This window comes from Ensifer sp. PDNC004, assembly GCF_016919405.1.
In the GTDB taxonomy this organism is placed as follows: Bacteria; Pseudomonadota; Alphaproteobacteria; order Rhizobiales; family Rhizobiaceae; genus Ensifer.
Genome location: NZ_CP070352.1, coordinates 1743883 through 1765860, shown reverse-complemented (window position 1 = coordinate 1765860; position 21978 = coordinate 1743883). Strand labels below are relative to the sequence as shown.

Sequence of the window (21978 nt, the reverse complement as noted above, 5' to 3'; positions counted from 1 at the left end):
TGTGCGCGGGCATCTTAGATGCCGTAGCGCGTTGCATTCCCCCAAACCAGCTCGAGCCGGTGCAGCGTTTGAAATGCGGTTTCGAGATTGCGCCGGTCCTGCTCGCCGTGGCTGAGGACACGTTCGTAGGCGCCAGCCGCCTTGCGTAAGGAATCGCAAAGTTGCTTGCCCTTGTCCGAAAGCTTGATGCGGGCCGAGCGCCGGTCGCGCTGGGAGGCGGCCCTGTCGATATACTCCCCGTCGCCCAACTGCTTCAGGTAGTAGGAAACGTTGGAGCCGACATAGTGTCCACGGTCCAAAAGCTCCGCCACCGACACTTCCGCATCGCCGATCGCCAGAAGTACCATCGCCTGTGCCGGGCCGATATCGTCGACGCCAAGCTTCGTCAGCTCGGCGCGCAACAGGCCGGTAAAGCGCCGGCTGGCCCGTTCCATCATCCGTGCCAGTTCGAAGTATGTGACCACGGACGCTTCGCTCTCCTGGTCAATATTGTCATGTTCAGGGGCACTTCCAACTGCGTCATCCCCGGGGCGGATGGCAACAGCGCCGCCAAAATCTGCGAACGGATAGAGAATCCTTTGATTCATCCCTCTCTCCAACTGAGCATTACTACAACATTCAAAAATTACTTCAAATTTTGAAGCAATTTTTCGCCCCCTTTACTCCCCCCGAATACGACTATCTTGAGCATTCCACCATTATTGTGTCACACTTATCACGGCAACACTGTGATTTAAGTGATAACAAACAAAATAGCTTCCTCAAGACCCCAACGAACTTATCCAGAAAATCGCCACGCGTGACAGCAAACGAGGCAATATGATTAGCAAGAACCAAATTGGGCCAAAGAAGGCGCAAAATGGAGCAAACGATCCGCGGCTGCTTATTTTGAAGGCGCGCCGCGTGTTCGTTTTGGCACTTATTTATGCAGCCCTGCTGAGTGCTTGCATCGGCATATTGCAGCTCTCGACACCACTCTACATGATGCAAGTTCATGACCGCGTGTTGAACAGTCAGAGCATGGACACGCTGACCATGCTGACGATTCTCGTCATCGGCGCGCTCGTGATCTACGGCGTGCTCGAATATATCAGGGCTTTGACGTTCCAGGCGATGGGTAGTGCAGTCGTGCGCTGGCTGAATCTGCCTGTGCTGACCGCCGCCGTTCAGGCGGCCGCCGATCAAGGGCTGACCCGGGCGACCCAGTCGCTGCGGGACCTGGCCGAATTGCGAAGCTTCCTCACGACGTCTGCCGTCAGCGCTCCGCTCGATGCCGCCTGGTCGCCGATCTTTCTCGGGGTGCTCTTTGCGCTGCACCCGATGTTCGGCCTTCTTGGCGCCATTTCCATTGCCCTGCTCGTATGCTGTGGATTGCTGACTGATTTGCTGACCCGCCGGCTGATGAAAGAGGCCAATCAAGCCAATATCGAGGCCGTCTCGAAAATTGGTTCAAGCTTGCGCCATGCTGAGGCGATCGAAGCGATGGGCATGCTGCCAGCGCTCGCCCGCCGCTGGCGCACCGCGCAGCTGCATGCGCTCGACGCTTTGGAGACCAGCGGCAGCCGCAGCAAGGCGATGGCTTCGATCACCCGTTCGCTGCGTTTCATGATCCAGGCGGCAGCCCTTGCAACAGGCTCTATCCTCGTGATGAAACAGGAGATTTCCCCCGGTGCGATGATGGCGACGACCATCCTCGTCGGACGCCTGCTCGCCCCGTTTGATTCGATGATCGAAAACTGGCGTCAGTGGGTGCTCGCCATCGCAAGCTGGCGCCGGATAGAGACTGCGCTGAACCAGGATCTGGCCGTACGCCAGACCATGCCGCAGCCGCGCACGCAGGGCGATCTTGTTGTGGATAAGCTCGTTTACGCGGCGCCCGGCCTCGATGTGCCGATCATCAAGGGCGTTTCCTTCTCGCTCTCGCCCGGCGAAGTTCTCGGCATCGTCGGCCCCTCGGCGGCGGGCAAATCGACACTGGCCCGGCTCCTCGTCGGAATTCAGAAGCCGACCACCGGCGGCGTCTTCCTCGACGGCAACAATGTCTATCTGTGGGAACGCGCTTCCTTTGGCCAGATGACCGGCTACCTGCCGCAGTCCGTTTCGCTGCTCGAAGGAACCATCCGCGACAACATCGCGCGCATGGAGGAAGGCGAACCTCAAAAGGTACTCGAGGCCGCACGGCTTGCCGACGTGCACGACATGATCGGACGGCTGCCGCTCGGCTACGACACCCCGGTCGGCGACGGGCATCTGACGCTTTCGGGCGGCCAGCGCCAGCGCATCGCCCTTGCCCGCTGCCTTTACGACCATCCTCGCCTGATCGTTCTCGACGAGCCGAACGCCAATCTTGACGCCATCGGCGAGCGCGCATTGATCCGCGCCATCGAGCGGGCGCGCAACGACGGTGCGATCGTCATCATGATCGCCCACCGGCCGACGATCATGCAGGCCGCCGATAAGCTGCTCGTTCTTGAAAACGGGCGCATCACCCAGTTTGGCCCGCGCACCGACGTGGTCGCATCCATGACACCCGGCGAGCCGAGACGGGAAGGCGTATCCGCATGACGAACAAACAGAACCTGCCAACCTCTCGCGAGGCACGCACACTCGTGACCAAGGACGACCGCGCGAACCTGCCCGCGATCCCCCAGCGGCCCCACCCGCTGCACGGGCTGGATGCGGACGCCGAAGGAAGCGCCACCGCGCCGCTGCGCGGCGTGGTCCTTGCGGGCTTGACGACGATCCTCGTCGCCTTTGGTGGCTTCTTCGGCTGGGCGTTTTCAACGGAACTCAGCAGCGCGTCGGTCGCAAGCGGCACGATCGTGGTCGATTCGAAGCGCAAGACCGTCAGCCACTTCGAAGGTGGCATCCTCGACCGCCTCCTCGTCCAGGAAGGCGATCGCGTCACGCTCGGCCAGCCGCTGGTCAAGCTTGCCGACACCCGCGCCCGATCCGACCTTGAGGCACTGCAAAGCCGGCGTCTTGGTCTGATCGCAAAGCTTGCCCGCCTCAGGGCGGAGCAGACGGAGGCCGCGCAGATAGACTTCCCTGACGAGCTGATGGGCACCGCGGAAACCGCTGCCGACGACGCGGTGAAGGCGGAGACAAACTTCTTCGACCGCCGGCGCGAAGCAAAGGCCGGTCGGCTAGAGGTTCAGGGCAAGACCATCGAAGAGTACTCGGAAAGGGCCAAGTCGCTTGCCGAGCAGATCAGAGCGACCGACCGCCAGATCGAACTGATCACCGAGCAGCGTACCGCAATCGCGACACTGGTGGCAAAAGAGTTTGCCCAGCGCTCCAAGCTGATCGAGATCGATGCCAAGCTCAGCGAACTTGCCGCTTCGCGCGGTGAGCTTGCCGGCAACAAGGCCCAGGCCGAAAAGGCCGAAGCCGGCGCGGAACTCGGGCTGACCGGTATCGAGAACGAATTCCAGTCGGAGATCGCCGGCGAAATCACGACGGCCCGCCTCGAACTTGCAGACGTGGGACAGCGGCTCGTCTCGGCCAAGGACGTCTTGAGCCGCCTCGAAATCCGCTCGCCGCAGACGGGCATTGTCACCAACATTCAGTTGCGCACACCGGGCAGCGCCGTCTCGGCCGGCCAGCCGTTGCTAGACATCGTTCCAGAGGACGAACCGCTTCTGGTCGAAATGCATGTCGGCACGCGAGACATCGACAGCATCGGCATCGGCTCAAAGACGCAGATCCGGCTGACCGCCTACAACCAGCGCTCGCACCTGCCGCTCGACGGCGAAATCAGCTACGTCGCGGCCGATCAATCGGTCGATGACAAGTCGAACGTCTCCTACTACGTGGCGCGCGCCCGCATTGCGCCGGCGTCGCTCACCGCCAACCCGGACATCCGCCTCTATCCCGGTATGCCGGCGGAAGTGCTAATCGTGCACAAGCCGCGCTCGGCGATCGATTACATGGTCTCGCCGATTGCAGAGAGCCTCAATCGATCCTTCCGCGAAGACTGATCCAGAGGGTTCCAACACCGTCTCCGCCGGCGAAATTCAATTTCGCCGGCAATTTGTTTCTAATTTTGAATTTATTTCTAAGTAATAACAAATCTATCACCCCTTAGATCTCAGGGATAATCATCAAACTGATACACGATATACATCGTAGGTAGCAGACAATAATACAGTACATCTGATTTTATTTCTTTTTTGCTGTTGCCATATGTTTTTTTGCAGTGCAATGTCGCCGCGCTCGCCACCGGTTTGAGACCGGGGATGAGCGCAAGCAACAACCAAGATGACGTAAGCAACAACTAAGAGGAGTAGCATATGGCCACGTTGGAAGGCGGCGCGTATGATGACGCCCTTTTTGGCTCACGCTTCGACGACTTCATCCATGCTCGCGCTGGTGATGACTTCGTGAACGGAGGCAATGGCGACGACACCATTTTCGGCGACGAAGGTGATGACATGCTGTTCGGCGGTAACGGCAGCGATACCCTGTTCGGCGGCTGGGGCGACGATGTTCTCCATGGCGACAACGGCAACGACGTTCTGTTCGGCGGCCAGGGTGATGACCTGCTTTACGGCGACAACGGGAACGACATTCTCATTGGCGGCGGCGGCAGCGACCTGCTGATGGGCGGCCGAGGCAGCGACATCCTGTTCGGTGGTGCCGACAACGACATCATCAACGGCGGCCAGGGCGACGACGTCATGACCGGCGGGGAAGGCAGCGACGTGTTCGTGTTCGACGGCGGCGGCGGCAACGACGTCATCCTCGACTTCACGCCCGGCGAAGACCTTCTGCAGATTTCTAAGGACATCAACGGCCTCGACATTTCGTCGCCGGAAGATCTGGCATCGCGCGTCACCCAGGTTGGTGGCAACGTGGTCATCGACTTCGGCCATGGCGATATGCTGACGCTCGTCAATGCGGATGCCGACGATATCCAGGCGAACCCGAACCACTACTTCACGATCCATTGAGATTGACTGGTGCGCCCCACTTCCTCCCGTGGGGCGCGCCTTCCCTTTTCGTCCTTCAGGAGTAGCGCGTGACGGCAGACGACCGTATCAGAAGCTTCGGCCTCGACTTCACAAGCGCCGCAGCATTCAGGCTCGGCTTCGACGTTGCTGTGCTGATCTGGGACGCACCTTCCGAACTCTCGGCAAAGACCAAATACGCCCTTTCCGCGTCGCGCTCCCTCGTACCTCTCGTCAGCATGGCGCTTCCGCGCACCCAAGGGGGCCAGCGGATCTTCTGGGCGATGCGCCCCGGAAACGAGCGCGAGCTCGCCGAAATCGCGGCGGACGGCGAGGTTCTGCAGACGGTGGTTCTGGAACCGACCGCCAAGCTCGCCTTCCTCGATCTGGCGGCCCAGCTTTCCGATCTCCAGCCCGAAGGTCGTCTCAAGTTTCTCAACAATCTGCTGACGGTCTGGCGAAGCGCGTTTCGTCTGTCGCGCGACGAGTTTTTTATCGGGCTCGTCGATGACGTGATCCACGCCCTGAACCTTGGGCAGCGCCCCGCAACCATCGCCTGTCGTCTCGCGCATGGGCGCTATCTGGCAGAGACGACCGTCAACGCCGAACTCGGCGACATCAACGCGATCTATGCGCTCGGCGCCGAAGCAATCTTGCCGCTGCCGCAGCCATTCGCCGTAACCGGCCGAACCGAGCGCGGCCAGCGCCGCTGCCATTTCATTCTTGAATCGCCGCGCGCGCCCCAAGCGCTCTCGCTCATCATCATGGGAAAGCGCGGTATCGCCGTGCGCGAGCTTTCGCCGCGCGGTTCCCGCTATCCCAACCTCCAGCAATGGTGGCCCGAGCACGGCGCGGCGGCGGGCTTGCGCGAGTTCGTCGTCCGGTCCTTGAGCGAGGTTCCGGAAAGCGGCACGGCTCTTGCGATCGACCTGCAGCTTCGCTCCGCGCTGCCGGCAAGACAGGCGGGCAAGTCCGCTCTCCATCCGGGTGCCGAGATCGACCTCGCCCTTGCCATGTCGGAAGGTCTGCTCGTCGGCGGCTGGACACGCGACGCAAACGGCGTCCTTGCCGGCATCGACTACCTCCAGGAAGACGGCACGGCCTTGCCGCTCGATGGCAACTGGTATGAATTTCCGGGCTGGGCCCGCGGCGCCGAGGACGGCTCCAAGACCGACGTGACCGGTTTTGTCAGTTGGCTGCCGATGGGCGAACCGCTTGGCCCCCTTCTCCAGCCGCGCTTCCAGTTGCGGCTGGCGTCCGGCGCAGTCAAGCCGCTGGTGCCAAAACCGCAACCCTTCGATCCTGCAACGCAACGCAATCGCATCCTGCGTGCCGTTCCGCCCCAGCACGCCAACGATCAGGCATTCCGCACGATCCTTGCGCCGGCGCTGAGAGACGTGGAGCAGCGGCTTGGCAAGACGATCAGGGTCGACCAGACCAAGGACTTCGGCCCGATGATGGCCGCGCCTCTCATCTCGATCGTCGTTCCCCTCTACCGGGTGCTCGACTTCCTGCGCTTCCAGCTGTCGGGACTTGCGACCGACCCTTTCGTCGCGGCCAACGCCGAGATCATCTACGTGCTCGATTCCCCGGAGATCCACGACGAGACGGAACACCTGCTCGGTGGTTTCCATCTGCTTCACGGGCTTTCGATGAAGCTCGTGGTGATGAACCGCAACGGCGGCTATGCCCGCGCCTGCAATGCCGGCGCACGCTTTGCCCGCGGTTCTGTCATCGTCATGCTCAACTCGGACGTCGTTCCCTGCGGGGCCGGCTGGCTGGAAAAGCTTGCGCTGCCGGTGCTGAAGGAAAAGTCGATCGGCGCCATCGGCCCGAAACTGCTGTTCGAGGACGGCTCGCTGCAGCATGCGGGCCTCTATTTTGCCCGCAACAAGCAGGACATCTGGCTTAATCACCATTTCTATAAGGGCATGCCGGGCGCCTATGCGCCGGCGCAGGAAATGCGCAGCGTGCCCGGCGTCACCGGCGCCTGCCAGGTGATGCGCAAGGAGGTGTGGGGCCTCGTCGGCGGCTATGCCGAGGACTTCGTGATCGGCGACTACGAGGACAGCGATCTCTGCCTCAAGATCCGGCAAGCCGGCTTCGATATCGTTTATGAGCCGGCAGCCTGTCTTTACCATCTGGAGCGGCGCTCGATCAGCCGCAGCCAGGATTACACGCGCGGCGTCGCCAGCCAGTACAATGCATGGCTGCATACCGAGCGCTGGAACCAAGACATTACCACCCTGATGCCATCCTACCTCGGCGCCGAAGAGGCGGCAGCGCCGAGCACCCGTAAGCCTGCCGCCAGGAGCGCCGCATGAACCAGCCCGCACTTCGCCACGTAGACAACCTGCAGCCGGCCTGGCAACAGAACGAAGACCGTATCGAAGGCATGCTTCAGGCGGTTCTCACCAATCGTTTCCTGCCGCAGCCGGACCAAAACAGCGTCTTCGTCGGAGATGGCAACTACCGGGCTGTCGGCGCGGAGTTTCTCGGCCACTTCATCCGCATGGGCGGATTACAGCCGAAAAGCAGCGTGCTCGACATTGGCAGCGGCATCGGTCGCATGGCCGTTCCGCTGACGCAGTATCTCGATAGCGATCACGGGCGCTATGTCGGTATCGACCCGGTGGAAGACGGCGTCACCTGGTGCCGTCAATCCGTCACGCCGGTCTATCCGAATTTCACCTTCCAGCATGTCGACATCGCCCACGAACTCTACAACCCGTCAGGCAGGATCAACGGCAAGGCGCTGAAGCTGCCTTACCCGGATCGCCAGTTCGACTTCGCCATCATGACGTCGATCGTCACCCATCTGCCGCCGGACGAAGTGCTCGTCTATTTCAGCGAGATCAACCGGATGCTGAAGCCCGGCGGGCGGCTTTTCGTTACGGCCTTCGTGGTCGACGGCATCGCCGCGAAGGATGAACACGGCCGGCGAGATCCCCGCCTTGCCTTCGTTCGCAGCGGCGACGGCCCCTGCTGGTTCGTGCCCGGTCTGCCGCCGCTTGCCGCCGTCGGTTTCGACGACGGCTTCCTCGACCGGGCGCTGGAGCGAGCAGGTTTCACGACGGTCCTGAAATCGCTCGGTCACTGGCGAGGTCAAAGTGCCGGTCACTACCAGGATGTCTTCGTCGCCGAACGCAGGAGTGTGAGCGGATGAAGAAGCGCATTCTGGTCGCCGCGCACAATCATCCGGCGCTCCACCCCGGCGGCACGGAGATTTTCGCGCACGACCTCTTCCGTGCCTATCAGCGGGCCGGTCACGAGGCGCTCTTCCTCGGCGCCACCAACCAGACCCATCGCCAGGTGCGGCCCGGCACGAGCTTTCAGGCGATCGGCCCAGAAGGCGACGAAGTGCTGTTGTGGTCCGGCCATTTCGATCGCTTCTTCATGAGCCAGATCGACCTCTATGGCGTCGTGCCCGACCTCACCGAGCTTTTGCGCGATTTCCGGCCGGATGTGGTTCACATCCACCATCTCCTGCTGCTTGGAGCGGAGTTTCCGCACATCGTCCGCCGCACCCTGCCCGACTGCCGGATCGTGATGACCCTGCACGACTACTATCCGCTTTGCCATCACGAAGGGCTGATGGTGCGCACAAGCGGCAAGGAGCTTTGTCACAAGTCGAGCCCCGACCGTTGCCATAGCTGTTTCAAGGACATTCCGCTCGATCGTTTCGTGTTGCGCGAGCAGCATCTGAAAGCGTTGCTCAGAACCGTCGATCGCTTCATCTCGCCGAGCCAGTTTCTGAGGCAACGTTTCATCGACTGGGGTCTTAACGGCGACCAAATCGACGTGATTGCCAACGGCCTGCCGCCACGGGACGCGCCGCCGCGCAAGGGCCAGCCGGAGAACGATCGGCCGGTCTTCGGCTATTTCGGCAATCTCAACCCCTGGAAAGGCACGTCCGTGCTTCTCGAGGCTGCGCGGCAGTTGATCGACGAGGGCCTGCGTTTTGAGCTGCGGGTGCATGGGGGCGCGCCCTTCCAGGCCGACAGCTTCAAGGACGAGATCGCCCGGCTCTTCAAGAAGACGGCGCCTTCCGTCCAGCAGCGCGGCGCCTACAGGCGCGAGGACATCGGCGGCCTCATTGCTGCGGTCGACTGCACCATTGTGCCTTCGATCTGGTGGGAGAACGCACCGCTGGTCATCGGCGAGGCCCAGTCCCAGCGTAAACCGGTGATCGCCAGCAATATCGGCGGGATGGCCGAAATGGTGCAGGACGGCGTCAACGGCATCACCGTTTCGCCAAACGATCCGCGTGCGCTGGCTGCCGCCATGCGCCGCATGGCGGAAAGCCCTGACCTTCGGCGCCGCCTTTCGGCCAATGCCCGCAAGCCCAACGATATCGATACCACTGCCCGGCGCTATCTCACGCTCATCGACGCGATCGAGCCCCGAGAAACCGCCGCCGCCTAGAGGGAAGACCATGTCTGTAGCAGCCGACAAACCGGACGTCGCACCGGAGCAGAACAATGCAAAGCCGCTGAAGGGCCGCGTGGACGCGATCGACCAGGGCCGCGTCTTCGGCTGGGCATTCGACCCTGAAACCCCGGAAAAGCGGCTTGCCATTCGCGTGCTTCTCGACGGCAAGGTGATCGCCGAGGCGCTCGCCGACCGCAACCGGCCCGATCTCAAGCGCAACGGCATTGGCGACGGCAACCACGCGTTTGAAATCGCGTTGCCTGAGATGGCGAGCGCGCGCAGCGGCGAACTCGTCGTGCTTGCGGCGACCGGCAAAGGCGGCGAACTGCCGCTTCGTGTTCCCAAGCCCGACGAACAGGCCGCTGAGGCGCTGATTGCGGCGCCACTTGCAAAAGTGCTCGACAAGCTCGACGTGCTGATGGCAGCGCAAAGGCAATTGCAGGTCTCGCAGCGTTCCGCCCTGCGGTCGAAAGTTGACGACGGCGATGAAGCCGAAAGCCCCGGACTTGCAGCAATCAGCGACGATGTCGCGAACCTCCGCGGAGAAATCACCCAGCGACTGACCGATCTCGACGTTCATCTGATGCGGCTCGACGGTGTAATCGCGAGTATGGAAAAGAGCCTCAACGCACTGAAGCAGCGCTCGAACGGCGATTTGAAGCCGGCGTTTCTGCTTCTCTTTGTCCTTGCAGGCTTTGCGGCAGGCGCGATCCTTTCCGTCTTCCTTCGGACCTGAGGCCCATCTCATGCCCAGTACGGAACTCAGCCTTTCCGCAAGCCCTGCACCGCTTGGCCGTATTGCGCGCGGTGGGCGCATTATCGCCTGCCCGATCGACGAAACAATGCTTCTCGTTATCGGTACCGGTGGCCCGATGGCCGATCAGTTGCCGGTCGAGATCAATGAAGATGCGTCAAGCCAGGTCATGGCGTCGGTCGTCGGTTGGCGGCTGGCGGCACCTCAGGCTTCCACCACGCATGGCTTTGCCGCGCTTCTACCGCTCGATGGCTCTGATCGTCTGCCGACGACCCTGCGCTTCGGCACGGCGGGTAACGGCAAGCGCTACATGGTCGCGCCACGCGCCGCTTCGATTGGTGAAGTCACGGCGATGCTGAAGGATATCGCCGGTCCGCAACTGTTACACGTGCTCGGTCGCCTGGTCGACGTGCTGATCAAGCCGCCGCATGCCGATCAACGGCTCGCAGCCATCACGACCCTTCTCAAGACGGGAGCTGCGAGCGACGGGTACATCGAGCTCCTCGGCGAGGGCCATGACGGCACCATCGCCCTGAAAGGATGGGCGCACGACCTGCCTGCCGGCGTCTGCCGGGCGATCGTCAGGAGCGACGATACCTTCCTTGCCGAATGCAACGTCGCCATTTTCCAGCGCAACGACGCGCCTGACGGCTCGGCCGGCTTTGTCGGCCTGCTGTCCGCAAACGACCTACCCCGCGCACGCGACATCAAGGGCATATTTTATCGCGGCCGCGGCGCCTGGCGGTATGCCGGGCTCCACGAACGCCGGGTGGTGACCGGTCCGCTCGATACGCCCGGCCATATCCGCGCGATGCTGCTCCAGAGCCAGAGCTCGCCGCAGGTCATGCTTCGCCTGCGCGATGCCGCGAGCGGATACGATGGCACCGAGACGATCTCGAGCCTTCCGGTTCCTGTCCGCCTTGGCGTGGATGCACTCTACCAGGGTGAGGATGGTGCCTTCCTGATTTCGGGCTGGCTTTTGGACGCGGAAGGCCATGTGGAAAGCGTGCGGCTTTGCCGCCAGGGCGGCAGAGCGCGGCTGGATGCAGGCTGGACCCGGACCGAACGGTCCGACGTGGAAGAGGCCTTCGTCGATCGCCCGGAGTTCAGAAGCGCGATTTCCGGTCACCACCGGTCCCATGGTTTTATCGCTCAGGTCGAGGCGCTTGGCGGCGAGGCGGATGGACCAGTTCACCTCGAGCTCACCCTTCGCGATGCCCGCCGCGCCTATATGCCACTTTTCCCGGTGCGGCTGCCGGCCCGCGCCGCCGCCTTGCGGCTGCTTGGCTCGATCGATCCGACAAGCTGGGCCCTGCCCGATATTATCGACCGGCAGATCGTCCCTTTCCTGACGGCGGCGCGCAGCACCGCACCGACCATCGAGACCGTTGTCGACATGGGCCCCTTCGACCAGGCTGAGGGTACCGCCATCCTTCTTATCGCAGGAGAAGCCGAGACGGACTTCGCACCGCTTTTGGGGCTGCTCGCGCTTGATCCCCAAACCCGTCGTGCGCCGATCGCGCTCGTGCTCCAGGCCGAGGGGTTCCGAAGGCACGCGGTCCACATCCGTCAACTCTCCGAATTCTATCGCTTGCCGCTGCGGCTCGTCTCCGTCGAAGGCGCCGGTGATGCATGCGACCTGGCGCAAGCGGCCGCTGGGAGCACGAACAGCGATGCAGTCATCCTGCTTACCGCGTCGCTGACGCCAGCCAATGCCGGGTGGTATCAGGCACTCGTTTGCGCTTACGAGGCAAAGACGGGAAGCATCATTTCGCCAACCCTTGCCTATGAAGATCACTCTATCCGCTGGGCCGGCAGCACGTCGCTCGATCGCCCCGACCATCTGCAATCGAGCCGCTACGCCGGCTATCCCGTCGGCGCCGTCAATCGTCTGAAGCTGACGAGGGTTGCAGCCGCATCGCTCGATTGCTGCATCCTACCGCGCGAAGCGCTGTTGGAGGACGCGGGCCTGTCGCCGACCTATCTCGGCGCAGCACTGAAGGGGCTCGATCTTGCCCTTCGCCTGAGCGGAAAGGGCTACGAGGCCTATTGGCTTCCTTCCCTGCAGATGGTCGGATCGGACGACATGCCCGGAGCGGGCTCTGCCGCCACAGCCCGGTTCGTAGAGCGTGTCGATCGGACGCTGTTCCGCGGCCGATGGATGCCCGCCTCCGAAACTGCCAGAACATTTTCCGAAGAGGCTGGCGCATGAGCGAAAAACTCCGCGTACTCGTGGTCTCCCATGGCCACCCGACCCATTCGCTTGGGGGGGCGGAAATTGCTTCGCATGGTCTTCACAAGGCGCTGAACGGCCTGTCGGGTGTGGAATCGATCTACCTCGCCCGCGTCGGCAATCCGGTTCCGCGCCATGGCGCCTCCGCGCTGATGAGCCTGCGTCTCTCCATGGACGAAGTGCTCTACCATGCCGAGGACTTCGACCATTTCTTCCTCTCCAATGGCGATACGGAAGCGATCCGCCGCGACCTCCTGCGCTTCGTCGGCGACATCAAGCCTGATGTCGTTCACTTCCATCATATCCTCGGCTTCGGCATGGAAGCGCTCTACGCAGTGCGTGATGCCCTGCCCAAGGCGCGCATCGTCGTTACGTTCCATGAGTATCTGCCGATCTGCCACAATCACGGGCAAATGGTGAAACGCCCCTCGGGCCAGCTTTGCAACGGCGCCTCGCCGATCAGCTGCCACACGTGTTTCCCCGAAATCCCGGTATCGAGGTTCGTTCGCCGCGAACAGTTCGTGCGCGGCATGCTCAATCTCGCCGACGCTTTCATCGCGCCGAGTGCCTTTCTCGCCAATCGCTATGTCGAGTGGGGGCTCGAAGCCGCAAAGATCTTCGTCATAGAAAATGGCATCGTCATGGGCGACAAGGCGCCCGCCCGCGAGCTGCCGTCACCGACGGCCCGGCGCAACCGCTTTGCCTATTTCGGGCAGATGACGCCGTTCAAGGGCGTCCACGTGCTGATCGACGCGGTCTCGCGCGTGCCCGACGACATCTGGGGCGATGATTCCTCGCTGATGATCTTCGGCGGCAACCTCGAGCGTCAGCCGAAGGACTATCAGGAGAAGGTGGCCAAACTGATCGAGGACGCCGGTCGCCGCGTCCGCTTCTACGGCGCCTATCAGAACCAGGACATGCCGCAGCTGATGCGCTCGGTCGACTGGGTGGTCATGCCCTCGGTCTGGTGGGAAAATTCGCCCGTCGTTATCCAGGAGGCACTACATCACGACCGGCCGATCCTCTGCTCCGACATCGGCGGCATGGCAGAAAAGGTCCGCGACCGCCTGGACGGCTATCACTTCCGCGCCGGCAGCGCACAAGACCTTGCTGATCGGCTGATCGACGTGCTGAGCACGCCGCTATCATGGGACAACCTTAGGGCAACCCTCAGGCGGCCGATGAGCCATGTCGACTGCGGTCGCGAACACGTCGCGCTTTATCGGAAACTGCTCAAAGAGGAGTAGCCGGTTCACCCAAGCACTGCTGTGGCCTGAACCGAAACGCAAGGCACGGCTCCATCACTCATCCTGCAACTTCAAGCGTCGAACTTCCAACCTCATTGATCAGTTCATTGCTTATATTAAACAATGGAATGACCTGATCTTTTAAAAGACGAGTTGAACGGTGGAACTGGTACAGGGCGCGGGTATCGGATTAGTTGCCGTTCGGGCTCCACCACTGATGGAAGTGGTGAACCGGTCCCCGTCCTTGCCCGATTTTGAGCTCTGCTGCGGCAACAAGCGCCTCATGCAGGTAGGCCTTGGCGGCGATAACCGCGTCCTGAAGCCTCTGTCGACGGGCAAGGCCGGCAGCGATTGCCGCAGACAGCGTACAGCCTGTGCCATGATCGTTTCTAGTTTCCACCCGCGGGCGCGACAAGCGCAAGGGGGTGTCCCCGTTGAAGAGGATATCAACTGCTTCGTCGCCTCTGGAATGCCCTCCTTTCATCAACACGGCGCGTGCACCAAGCTTCAGGAGCGCCTCCGCCTGGCGTGACGCCTCCGTCTCGCTCTCGGCTATGCCGCGGCCTGTCATCAGTGCCGCTTCGGGCAGGTTCGGTGTCACGATGTGCCCAAGCGGCAGCAATTCCTCCTTGAGCGTCGCGATCGCATCCGGGCGCAACAGCACGTCACCGGAGGTAGCAACCATCACTGGATCGATGACAGCCAAATGCCCGTATCGCTTCAGACCGGACGCGATCGCCGCAATGGTCTCCTGGCGAGACACCATGCCAATCTTAACCGCACCAACTGCGAGATCCGAAAACACGGCATCGATCTGAGCGGTGACGACGGCTGGAGAGATATCCTCAACCGCCATAACACCTCTCGTGTTTTGCGCAGTGATGGCCGTGATCACGCTGGCGCCATAGACCCCAAGCGCCGAAAACGACTTCAGATCTGCCTGGATGCCGGCCCCGCCGCCGGAATCCGAGCCTGCGATGGTAACAGCGATGGCGGTCATGCATCCCTCCGCCTAGTGAGTAAGAGGCGTTTGACAAGCACCCCAGTACTCGGTCCGCCAACAGATTGCGAGCGCAGACCTTGATGAGGAAGTTTGGAATGAGCCCGAAGAAATCGACAAATCAAAAAAATGGCCACTTCGAAAGAACGTACCGGCGGTACATTTCCAATCAGAATACTAGACAGATCCGGATGAAGTGCAGGGCCCGAAAAATCAGTGCTATTCCTGCACAACCCGACTCAGATTAGGTTATAGAGTGGCATCAAGACCCCTTTCAGGCAATGGACGGCGGCGATTTCGAAAACATCCGTGTTCTTTTCTATTGCTGCTAGGGATGCTAAATTCACTTACTAAAACAAAATACACAGCAAATCGCCCGCCACAGGGAACGGTAATTGACGGAATTTTCGATCGAAATGTTTATAATAGCTATCGAAGCATTCTTGCATACGAGAGCACGTTGTCGACAGGCGTCTGCCCAGCGAACAATCACTTACGTCTGCGAGGGAATGAAAAAAACTGCGACGATGCTTCCGCCATGATTGTATCAGCCACTTTCGTTTTCCTTGTCGGAATCGTATTCGGCTTCGTTCTCTCTTTAGTCGTTTGCATTCCACTACATGCAATTATAGCCTTATTTGGGCTTATGGCCCCTAGCGATCCTCGCCTACAAGCCATCTGGTTATATGGCGGGCCCTTCATCAGCTTTTGTTACGCCTTGCTCCAGACTTGGCATTGGGTGAGCCTCTGCCAGAGAGCACGAGGGCGAAATCTACGTTGAGCGCCTCCCAGGCGTTGCACTATTTCGCTCAGCAACAGCAATAAGATCGACCACGGGATCAACCCTAGATCTTTTTTCTGTCACGCTTCCCGCGACAGTCCAGTTCTTTCTGGTTTGTAGAGACACCCGGACATTCGAGTGGTATGCGCATTCATGAAACACATTTGATTAGACCTATCAAGGAGGTATCGATGACCGACAAGCGTAAAGTCCGCAAAGCCGTGTTCCCGGTCGCAGGACTGGGAACCCGTTTCCTGCCGGCAACCAAGGCCGTGCCGAAGGAAATGCTGACGGTGGTGGACAAGCCGGTCATTCAATATGTGGTCGACGAAGCGCTGGAAGCCGGTATCGAGCACCTGATCTTCGTCACCGGCCGCAGCAAGGCGGTCATCGAGGATTATTTCGACATCCAGGTCGAACTCGACCAGACCCTGCGCGAGCGCAACAAGAAGGCCGAAATCGCGCTGCTCGACGGTATCCTGCCGAAGGCCGGCACGACCAGCTTCACCCGCCAGCAGGCGCCACTCGGCCTCGGCCACGCGGTCTGGTGCGCCCGCGATCTCGTCGGCAACGAGCCCTTTGCGCTGCTTTTGCCGGACATGATCATGAAGGGCGAAAAGGGCTGCCTCAAGGGCATGGTGGAGCTCTATGAGCAGAGCGGCGGCAATGTCATCGCCGTCGAGGAATGCGCACCGGACCAGGCCCACAAATACGGCATCGTCGGCGTCGGCGACAAGGTAGGCGACGGTTTCAAGATCACCAAGATGGTCGAGAAGCCGGCACCGGGCACGGCCCCGTCAAACTTCTTCATCAACGGCCGCTACATCCTGCAACCGGAGATCTTCCCTATCCTCGAAAAGCAGGAGCGCGGCGCCGGCAACGAGATCCAGCTGACCGACGGCATGCTCAAGCTTTCCGACAACCAGCAGTTCGCCGCCTATCACTTCCGTGGCGATACTTATGACTGTGGCGCCAAGGATGGCTTCATCTTGGCAAACGTTGCCTTTGCGCTGGAACGCGGCGACATCCGCCCGACCGTCGAAGGTCCGCTGAAGTCGCTGCTCAGTCGTGTGAAGTAATCGGATTCACTTCCAATTTGCAAAGCGCGCGCCCAATAGTCGCTGCCAGACCACTGACAAATCCGTCGATATTTTCGGCGGGTTTTGTTTTTGGTCAGGCATTTTTGTTGTGGTTTGATTTGTCGGAGAGAACGAAGGGTGCGTTGGCTTACGCGATGCTGCCCTTTGGCGCTTTGCTCATCGCCATGGCGATCTTTTTGATGTTCTGCGCTGCGGCTGCCAGCAGGCACTGGCACGCGATGTCGTAGAGACGCCCAAGGACAACCCTCGCCTCCGCGCCGACGAGCCTTCCGCAACCGACTAGCCGTCGCACGATCGCGCCGTCTTCGCTCGCGAACGGGTCACCTCTACCCCCTGACCTCCGCACCAACAGACCACACGTTCGTTCATGAAGGCGCTATCGTTGTCGAACTCCACGCCCAGCAGCGGGAATGGAAACAGCGAGCGGGCCTGATTGAGGACAGCGATAACGAGACCGCTTTCGCGCGTGCGGCCTGGCACGCCCTCGGTCCAGCCGATAGCGTCATCGGTCGCACCATCGTCTGCACGAAACTATCGGACGAAAAGGTTCCCGAATACGCCACGAAGTCGACCTCGACATAACCGGGCAGCGGATCGTTCCAGTCCCCGAAGGTGCGCACCGGGGCCGACCGGCGAACAGCAGAACTCATTCCAGTGCGCTGACGCTGGCCACCGCGGGCCGCCACACGTATCTCTGACGGCAACCGGTCCATCGTCGCCGCGCTGACGGTCAGTAGCTTATCGCGAAGCTCGCTACTCAGATCGAGCCGGCCGTGACGCTCAAAGGCTGGAAGCAAAATCGGGATCAGCGGCTTCAGACGTTTCGGGCAGAGGCGGTCGGATGCTTCCCACAGAGCAATCAGCGCATCCCGAACCACGGGACCATATCGGCCAGCATATTTGCGGTGATCTCCGGTAACTGCGACGAACTCATCTAGGATCCTTTGCTTGTCCGCCCGACAGCTCGATCGATATCGTTCGATGATCGCCTCAACCAGTTCCGTGTTATCCATCCCCCCCAAGCCGGTACAGCGAACCATGGCCGTCCCATCGGGAGTATCAACACTATCGGCAACATTTTGCTTGAGGCAATGCGGGAGGTGCGGACGAATTCTTGGACTGCTTATGCTGCAATTCCGAGGTTCCGACGGTATTCCGCGGGGCCCCTGACTATCCTCTGCCGCGAACTCCATTTACAGGATGCAGGGCAGATCTGCCCCCTCTACTTAGATCCGGAAACAGATCAGGAATACCCGATTCCGCGCGCCCCCCCATTTCAGCTGCTAGAGCGCTAGTGATGGCCGCTGCCCTCTGCCTCATAGCCTCGTCGTCAATCAAAACTAGAATTGAATTCCTCCATGCCTCCGGGTCGTAGGGGAGACGCAGCTCATTGCTATCATCTGGTTCGCCATAGGCAAAGCTGGCAGAGAATATGCCTGCCGCCCCATATCGCGCCACATCGATCCGCTTCGTTGGCGCGCGACTATCATTTTCCCTTGAAGGCGATAGTGGAACCAGCATGATATCGATCGTACGAGCTTGTCCATCCGCTAGATAGGCCGCCCACGGCAACGGCTTGCGAATGGACACGCGGTCGATCCCTTTCCAGAGAACGGCAGCCTTTTCATCGGCAAAGACTTCAAAGCGGACTTGCGGCCTCTGGTCCAAGACGGCTCGGATGATGGGACGAAGGAAGCGGTGCTCTTCGCGATGAACAGCAGTCGCATGAAATGCGATTAGTATGCCGGAAGAGCGGTCGGCGGCCATAACGGGAGAAACGTTTGGGTTGCGCTGCCATAGATACCTCGCAGGCGCCGGAGGCAGAACCGACACATTCCTCGTCGCCAACGTACCCGCCAACGGCGCGGTCGATGTCCAAACAGCATCAAGTTGAGGGTTCAACCGCCGCAGCGGCCATAATGCTCGGAACGAGAGGAACAGGCGATAGCCTAGCGTTGCATCGCGTCCAGTGACGACCGCGGGGATATCATCATCGATGAAGAGGACAACGCCGGCCAGTTGACCGGCGTTGCGCTCGATCCATGCCAGCACGGGGCGCGTGGCATATCGACAGACGATCAGGAATGCGCCCTCGGGATCGATCGACGTCGGCTCGCCTTCACGAATATCCACTACGTCGTAGGGCGGCATCCCATCTGCCGCAAGCCGTCCGGCGAAGTAATAGTCATAGGTTGGATTCGGTAACCTACCCAACAGTACGATGCGTTTTATCGGTCGTCGCGGGAAACGCCGCGCACCCGTTACTCCAGTCACGACCGGCCGGGGCAGTCGGCCTTCGATCCAGCGTTCCAGCTGGCTACGGCCAAGGGTCATGGCAATTGATCTTGTGCGTACAGTCGACGATTCAAACCGACATGCGGCTCTCGACGCCAGCGTTCAACGAAACCGTTCACTCTGAAATCCTATCCCTTCAGAGAGGTCTTTCATGGGTCCTCAAGGCAACTGTGCCTGCCCCGACGACAGATGTAGCTTATGGTCGGCGCATCGGTCTAGTTAGGCCGGGCACGTATCCAGCTATTTCTGGCTATCCGCCGAAGGTGTCAAGTTGGGACAACTGGCGCCGAGCTATGGCGAAATGCGTAATCTGTTCCTCGGACAGCACTCTCAAAAGGTGAAGTGAAAGATGACTTCTATCGGTCTGGTCGGTTTCGCACGTTGGGGCAAGCATATCTTTTGCGATCTGTAGGCATAGGGCGCTGACGTATACGTCGCAGTTTCCTCTCCCGCAAACTAGGTCGACGCCCTGGCAAAAACGCGCCACCTCGGTTTGTGAGAACTACTCGCGCCTGCCCGAAGTGAACGGCTTTGTCGTTGCCACGCCAAATGGTGAAGCGTGTGGCCGTCGTGGCAGAATTGGTTTCCAGGCGAAACCCATTTTTGTCGGTCGGACGGCGGTCAGCCGGTGACCGCTGAGTTGGTGATCGGCGACGCGGTTTGATAGTTGTTGTCGGCTTTGCCTGCGATCTTTCCGTTCGAAAAGGGTGAGCGGCATGGAGAAGCCCATCTCGACGTCGCCTTGCGGGAGGAACGAAGCCCGTTCGTGGCGCAGGTTGGAGATGATGACCTTTGATTTCCGGACCACCTCTCCACCCTCGGCCGTCTTCTCGAGAAAGTCGACTTCGGAAACCTCCTTCAAGCGGAGTTTCTGACTGATGGGTCGATTTAGGTCCTGGCAGACGATCTTGCCAACGAAAGCCACCTGCCGCCGGATGTGTTCGGAGCGTTGGAACTTCTTCTGTCCGTCTGTCGCCGGCTACCGGCTGTCAGCCTATCGCTCCTTGCCGACCGGGTGGGGCCCTGCGCCTCCGGACATTTGGACCGACCTGCATACGCGGCGAAAATTCTTGCTGCAGGACGGGGTTCTCTTTGGCACTTCATTCTCTGTGCAGTGCCAACTTGGCTTGCGATATGCTGAGACGAACAAGCGATGCCGCATACAGCGAAGACCTGCGTCGACAACTCGGGAGCGTAGGACGTCTTTATGCTGAGGTGCCATGGCCGAGCTGGCAGCACTGAAGATCTCGAGATCACGGAGCATCACGGCCCCGTTGCGATGGATCGAGAACTTTCACGGGCACCCGCCCGAATGACCGGTCAGCAGTGCCACGCGACGCACTCGGCGATTTCTGAAGAGGCCTTCTGCGCTCGCCGCGGCGCAGTATTAAATGGAACCAGCGCAGGCCTAGCTGCTGTCGCTAAGTGACTGTTTTCCTGATCACAGGCCGGCGATAGCATTCCCTAACGGACGGACTTCGGCTATCGTTCTGGGGATGGATTCGTATGGAGTACCCGCATGCGCTTTGAACCGACTGCGATAGGGGACGTCGTCCTAATTCTGCCTCAACGCCTCGCAGATGAGCGCGGTTATTTTGCCGAAACGTTTCGCCAGAACCTTTTCGAGCAGGAAATCGGAAAGTGGTCCTTCATCCAGGACAACCAGTCCCTGTCGAAAGAACGGGGTACGGTACGTGGGCTTCATTTTCAGCGCGGCCCCCAGAGCCAGGGGAAGCTGGTCCGCTGCGTTGCCGGCGCGATTCTGGACATAGCCGTCGATATCCGGCCGAGTTCTCGCAACTTCGGCCAGCATGTGGCGGTCGAATTGTCAGAAGCCAATGGCCACCAGCTCTGGGTGCCACCCGGCTTTGCGCACGGTTTCTGCACGCTGGTCCCCGATACGCGGGTTGTCTACAAGGTCACTCAATATTATAGCGCCGCACACGAAGGCGGTGTTCGATGGAATGACCCCAAATTACGAATCTCCTGGCCCGTCAGCGCCGATGAGGCTGTGCTATCCGCAAAGGACAAAGTACGCCCACTTTTTGACGATCTAGTCGGCGACCTCATGGAAGATGAAGCAAGCGGCTAGCCGACGCTGGGCCCGTCGCCAAGGATACATTGGGAATACTATGAAGATACTCGTGACCGGTGGTGCAGGTTTCATTGGGTCTGCGCTGGTTCGCCAACTCGTTCTTCAGGGCAACGAAGTCATGACTGTCGACAAACTTACATATGCCGGCACGTTGACCTCGCTTGCCGCGATTTCGGATCGTGGAAACCACCAGTTCGTGAAAGCGGACATCTGCGACCGCCCGGCGATCGCCCACGTATTCGAAAGCTTCCGCCCGGATACTGTGATGCATCTGGCGGCAGAAAGCCACGTGGATCGATCCATCACCAGCGCGAGAGACTTTCTCGATACCAACGTGCTCGGAACGTTTAACATGCTCGAGTGCGCACGCGGATATTGGGAATCCCTTTCCGCCCCTGCAGGCGCGCGCTTCCGTTTCCTTCATGTCTCGACCGATGAGGTTTACGGGTCTCTTGGAGCGGAAGGAGCCTTCACTGAACAGACGAGCTATGACCCAAGTTCGCCGTATTCCGCAACAAAGGCCGCCTCGGATCACCTAGCGAAGGCCTGGCACAGAACCTATGGATTGCCCGTCATCGTCTCGAACTGCTCGAACAACTACGGCCCCTTCCAATTCCCTGAGAAGCTGATCCCGCTTACAATATTGAGCGCAATTGATGGTAAGCCGCTGCCAGTTTATGGTAAAGGAGAAAATGTCCGGGATTGGCTCTTCGTCGAAGATCACGTCGGTGCCTTGGCGATCATCGCCGCGCGAGGACGCGTTGGCGAGACCTATAATGTCGGAGGGAGGAACGAGCGCCGCAATATCGATGTCGTGAAGGAGATTTGCTTGAGGCTCGACCACCTGTTTCCCCAAGAGAAATCCCGCGAAACACTTATCACCTTCGTGAACGACCGCCCGGGCCACGACTTCCGCTACTCCGTGGACTCAACCAAACTGGAGGAGGAACTGGGTTGGCGGGCTGCAACGTCGTTCGAGAGCGGGATCGACAGGACAATCCGATGGTATCTGGAAAGCGAATGGTGGTGGGGGCCATTACGCCAGACCTACGACGGCCGACGGCTCGGGCAACTCGAGCACGCCGGTCCTTGA

The 21978-nt window shown here is 60.4% G+C and carries 17 protein-coding genes; 12 read left to right on the top strand and 5 right to left on the bottom strand.

Annotated features, from left to right (window positions below):
• Positions 1-14: 14 nt before the first annotated feature.
• Positions 15-587, bottom strand: a complete 573-nt coding sequence (locus JVX98_RS07800) for a MarR family transcriptional regulator (RefSeq protein ID WP_205236403.1) — start codon at positions 585-587, stop codon at positions 15-17.
• Between the two features lie 232 nt (positions 588-819).
• Between JVX98_RS07800 and JVX98_RS07795 the strand changes: the two genes are divergently transcribed.
• The 9 genes from JVX98_RS07795 to JVX98_RS07755 all read left to right on the top strand — a co-directional run bounded on the left by JVX98_RS07795 (position 820) and on the right by JVX98_RS07755 (position 13614).
• Positions 820-2565: a type I secretion system permease/ATPase gene (locus tag JVX98_RS07795; protein WP_205236402.1), complete on the top strand. Its 1746-nt coding sequence runs from the start codon at positions 820-822 to the stop codon at positions 2563-2565.
• On the top strand, positions 2562-3980 hold the full coding sequence (locus tag JVX98_RS07790; protein WP_205236401.1) for an HlyD family type I secretion periplasmic adaptor subunit: 1419 nt from the start codon (positions 2562-2564) through the stop codon (positions 3978-3980). Before JVX98_RS07795 ends, JVX98_RS07790 begins: the two co-directional genes overlap by 4 nt.
• Positions 3981-4292: 312 nt before the next feature.
• Positions 4293-4952 (top strand): calcium-binding protein, encoded by a 660-nt coding sequence (locus tag JVX98_RS07785; RefSeq protein WP_205236400.1) that lies wholly within the window; start codon positions 4293-4295, stop codon positions 4950-4952.
• A gap of 68 nt (positions 4953-5020) precedes the next feature.
• A complete protein-coding gene (locus JVX98_RS07780) occupies positions 5021-7273 on the top strand; it encodes a glycosyltransferase family 2 protein (RefSeq protein WP_205236399.1) in 2253 nt (750 codons plus the stop codon).
• A complete protein-coding gene (locus tag JVX98_RS07775) occupies positions 7270-8115 on the top strand; it encodes a class I SAM-dependent methyltransferase (RefSeq protein ID WP_205236398.1) in 846 nt (281 codons plus the stop codon). The genes JVX98_RS07780 and JVX98_RS07775 overlap by 4 nt, the downstream gene beginning before the upstream one ends.
• Positions 8112-9374 carry a glycosyltransferase family 4 protein gene (locus JVX98_RS07770; RefSeq protein WP_205236397.1) on the top strand — a complete coding sequence of 421 codons (1263 nt, stop codon included), beginning with the start codon at positions 8112-8114 and terminating at the stop codon, positions 9372-9374. The genes JVX98_RS07775 and JVX98_RS07770 overlap by 4 nt, the downstream gene beginning before the upstream one ends.
• Positions 9375-9384: 10 nt before the next feature.
• A complete protein-coding gene (locus tag JVX98_RS07765) occupies positions 9385-10116 on the top strand; it encodes a hypothetical protein (protein WP_205236396.1) in 732 nt (243 codons plus the stop codon).
• Positions 10117-10126: 10 nt separating this feature from the next.
• Positions 10127-12346, top strand: coding sequence for a hypothetical protein (locus tag JVX98_RS07760; RefSeq protein ID WP_205236395.1), 2220 nt, complete (start codon positions 10127-10129; stop codon positions 12344-12346).
• Positions 12343-13614 carry a glycosyltransferase family 4 protein gene (locus JVX98_RS07755; RefSeq protein ID WP_205236394.1) on the top strand — a complete coding sequence of 424 codons (1272 nt, stop codon included), beginning with the start codon at positions 12343-12345 and terminating at the stop codon, positions 13612-13614. Before JVX98_RS07760 ends, JVX98_RS07755 begins: the two co-directional genes overlap by 4 nt.
• 190 nt (positions 13615-13804) lie before the next feature.
• On the opposite strand, the gene thiD is transcribed toward JVX98_RS07755, so the two are convergent.
• A complete protein-coding gene (gene thiD, locus JVX98_RS07750) occupies positions 13805-14614 on the bottom strand; it encodes a bifunctional hydroxymethylpyrimidine kinase/phosphomethylpyrimidine kinase (RefSeq protein ID WP_205236393.1) in 810 nt (269 codons plus the stop codon).
• Positions 14615-15586: 972 nt separating this feature from the next.
• On the opposite strand from thiD, the gene galU reads away from it, so the two are divergent.
• Positions 15587-16474 carry a UTP--glucose-1-phosphate uridylyltransferase GalU gene (gene galU / locus JVX98_RS07745; RefSeq protein WP_205236392.1) on the top strand — a complete coding sequence of 296 codons (888 nt, stop codon included), beginning with the start codon at positions 15587-15589 and terminating at the stop codon, positions 16472-16474.
• Positions 16475-16860: 386 nt separating this feature from the next.
• Here galU and JVX98_RS07740 read toward each other — a convergent pair whose 3' ends face one another.
• The 3 genes from JVX98_RS07740 to JVX98_RS07730 form a co-directional block, all read right to left on the bottom strand.
• On the bottom strand, positions 16861-17508 hold the full coding sequence (locus JVX98_RS07740; protein WP_246764828.1) for a hypothetical protein: 648 nt from the start codon (positions 17506-17508) through the stop codon (positions 16861-16863).
• Positions 17509-17665: 157 nt separating this feature from the next.
• Positions 17666-18646 (bottom strand): hypothetical protein, encoded by a 981-nt coding sequence (locus JVX98_RS07735; protein WP_205236391.1) that lies wholly within the window; start codon positions 18644-18646, stop codon positions 17666-17668.
• Between the two features lie 646 nt (positions 18647-19292).
• Positions 19293-19652: a hypothetical protein gene (locus JVX98_RS07730; RefSeq protein WP_205236390.1), complete on the bottom strand. Its 360-nt coding sequence runs from the start codon at positions 19650-19652 to the stop codon at positions 19293-19295.
• A gap of 657 nt (positions 19653-20309) precedes the next feature.
• On the opposite strand from JVX98_RS07730, the gene rfbC reads away from it, so the two are divergent.
• Positions 20310-20882 (top strand): dTDP-4-dehydrorhamnose 3,5-epimerase, encoded by a 573-nt coding sequence (rfbC, locus tag JVX98_RS07725; RefSeq protein ID WP_205236389.1) that lies wholly within the window; start codon positions 20310-20312, stop codon positions 20880-20882.
• Between the two features lie 40 nt (positions 20883-20922).
• Positions 20923-21978, top strand: a complete 1056-nt coding sequence (gene rfbB, locus JVX98_RS07720; protein ID WP_205236388.1) for a dTDP-glucose 4,6-dehydratase — start codon at positions 20923-20925, stop codon at positions 21976-21978.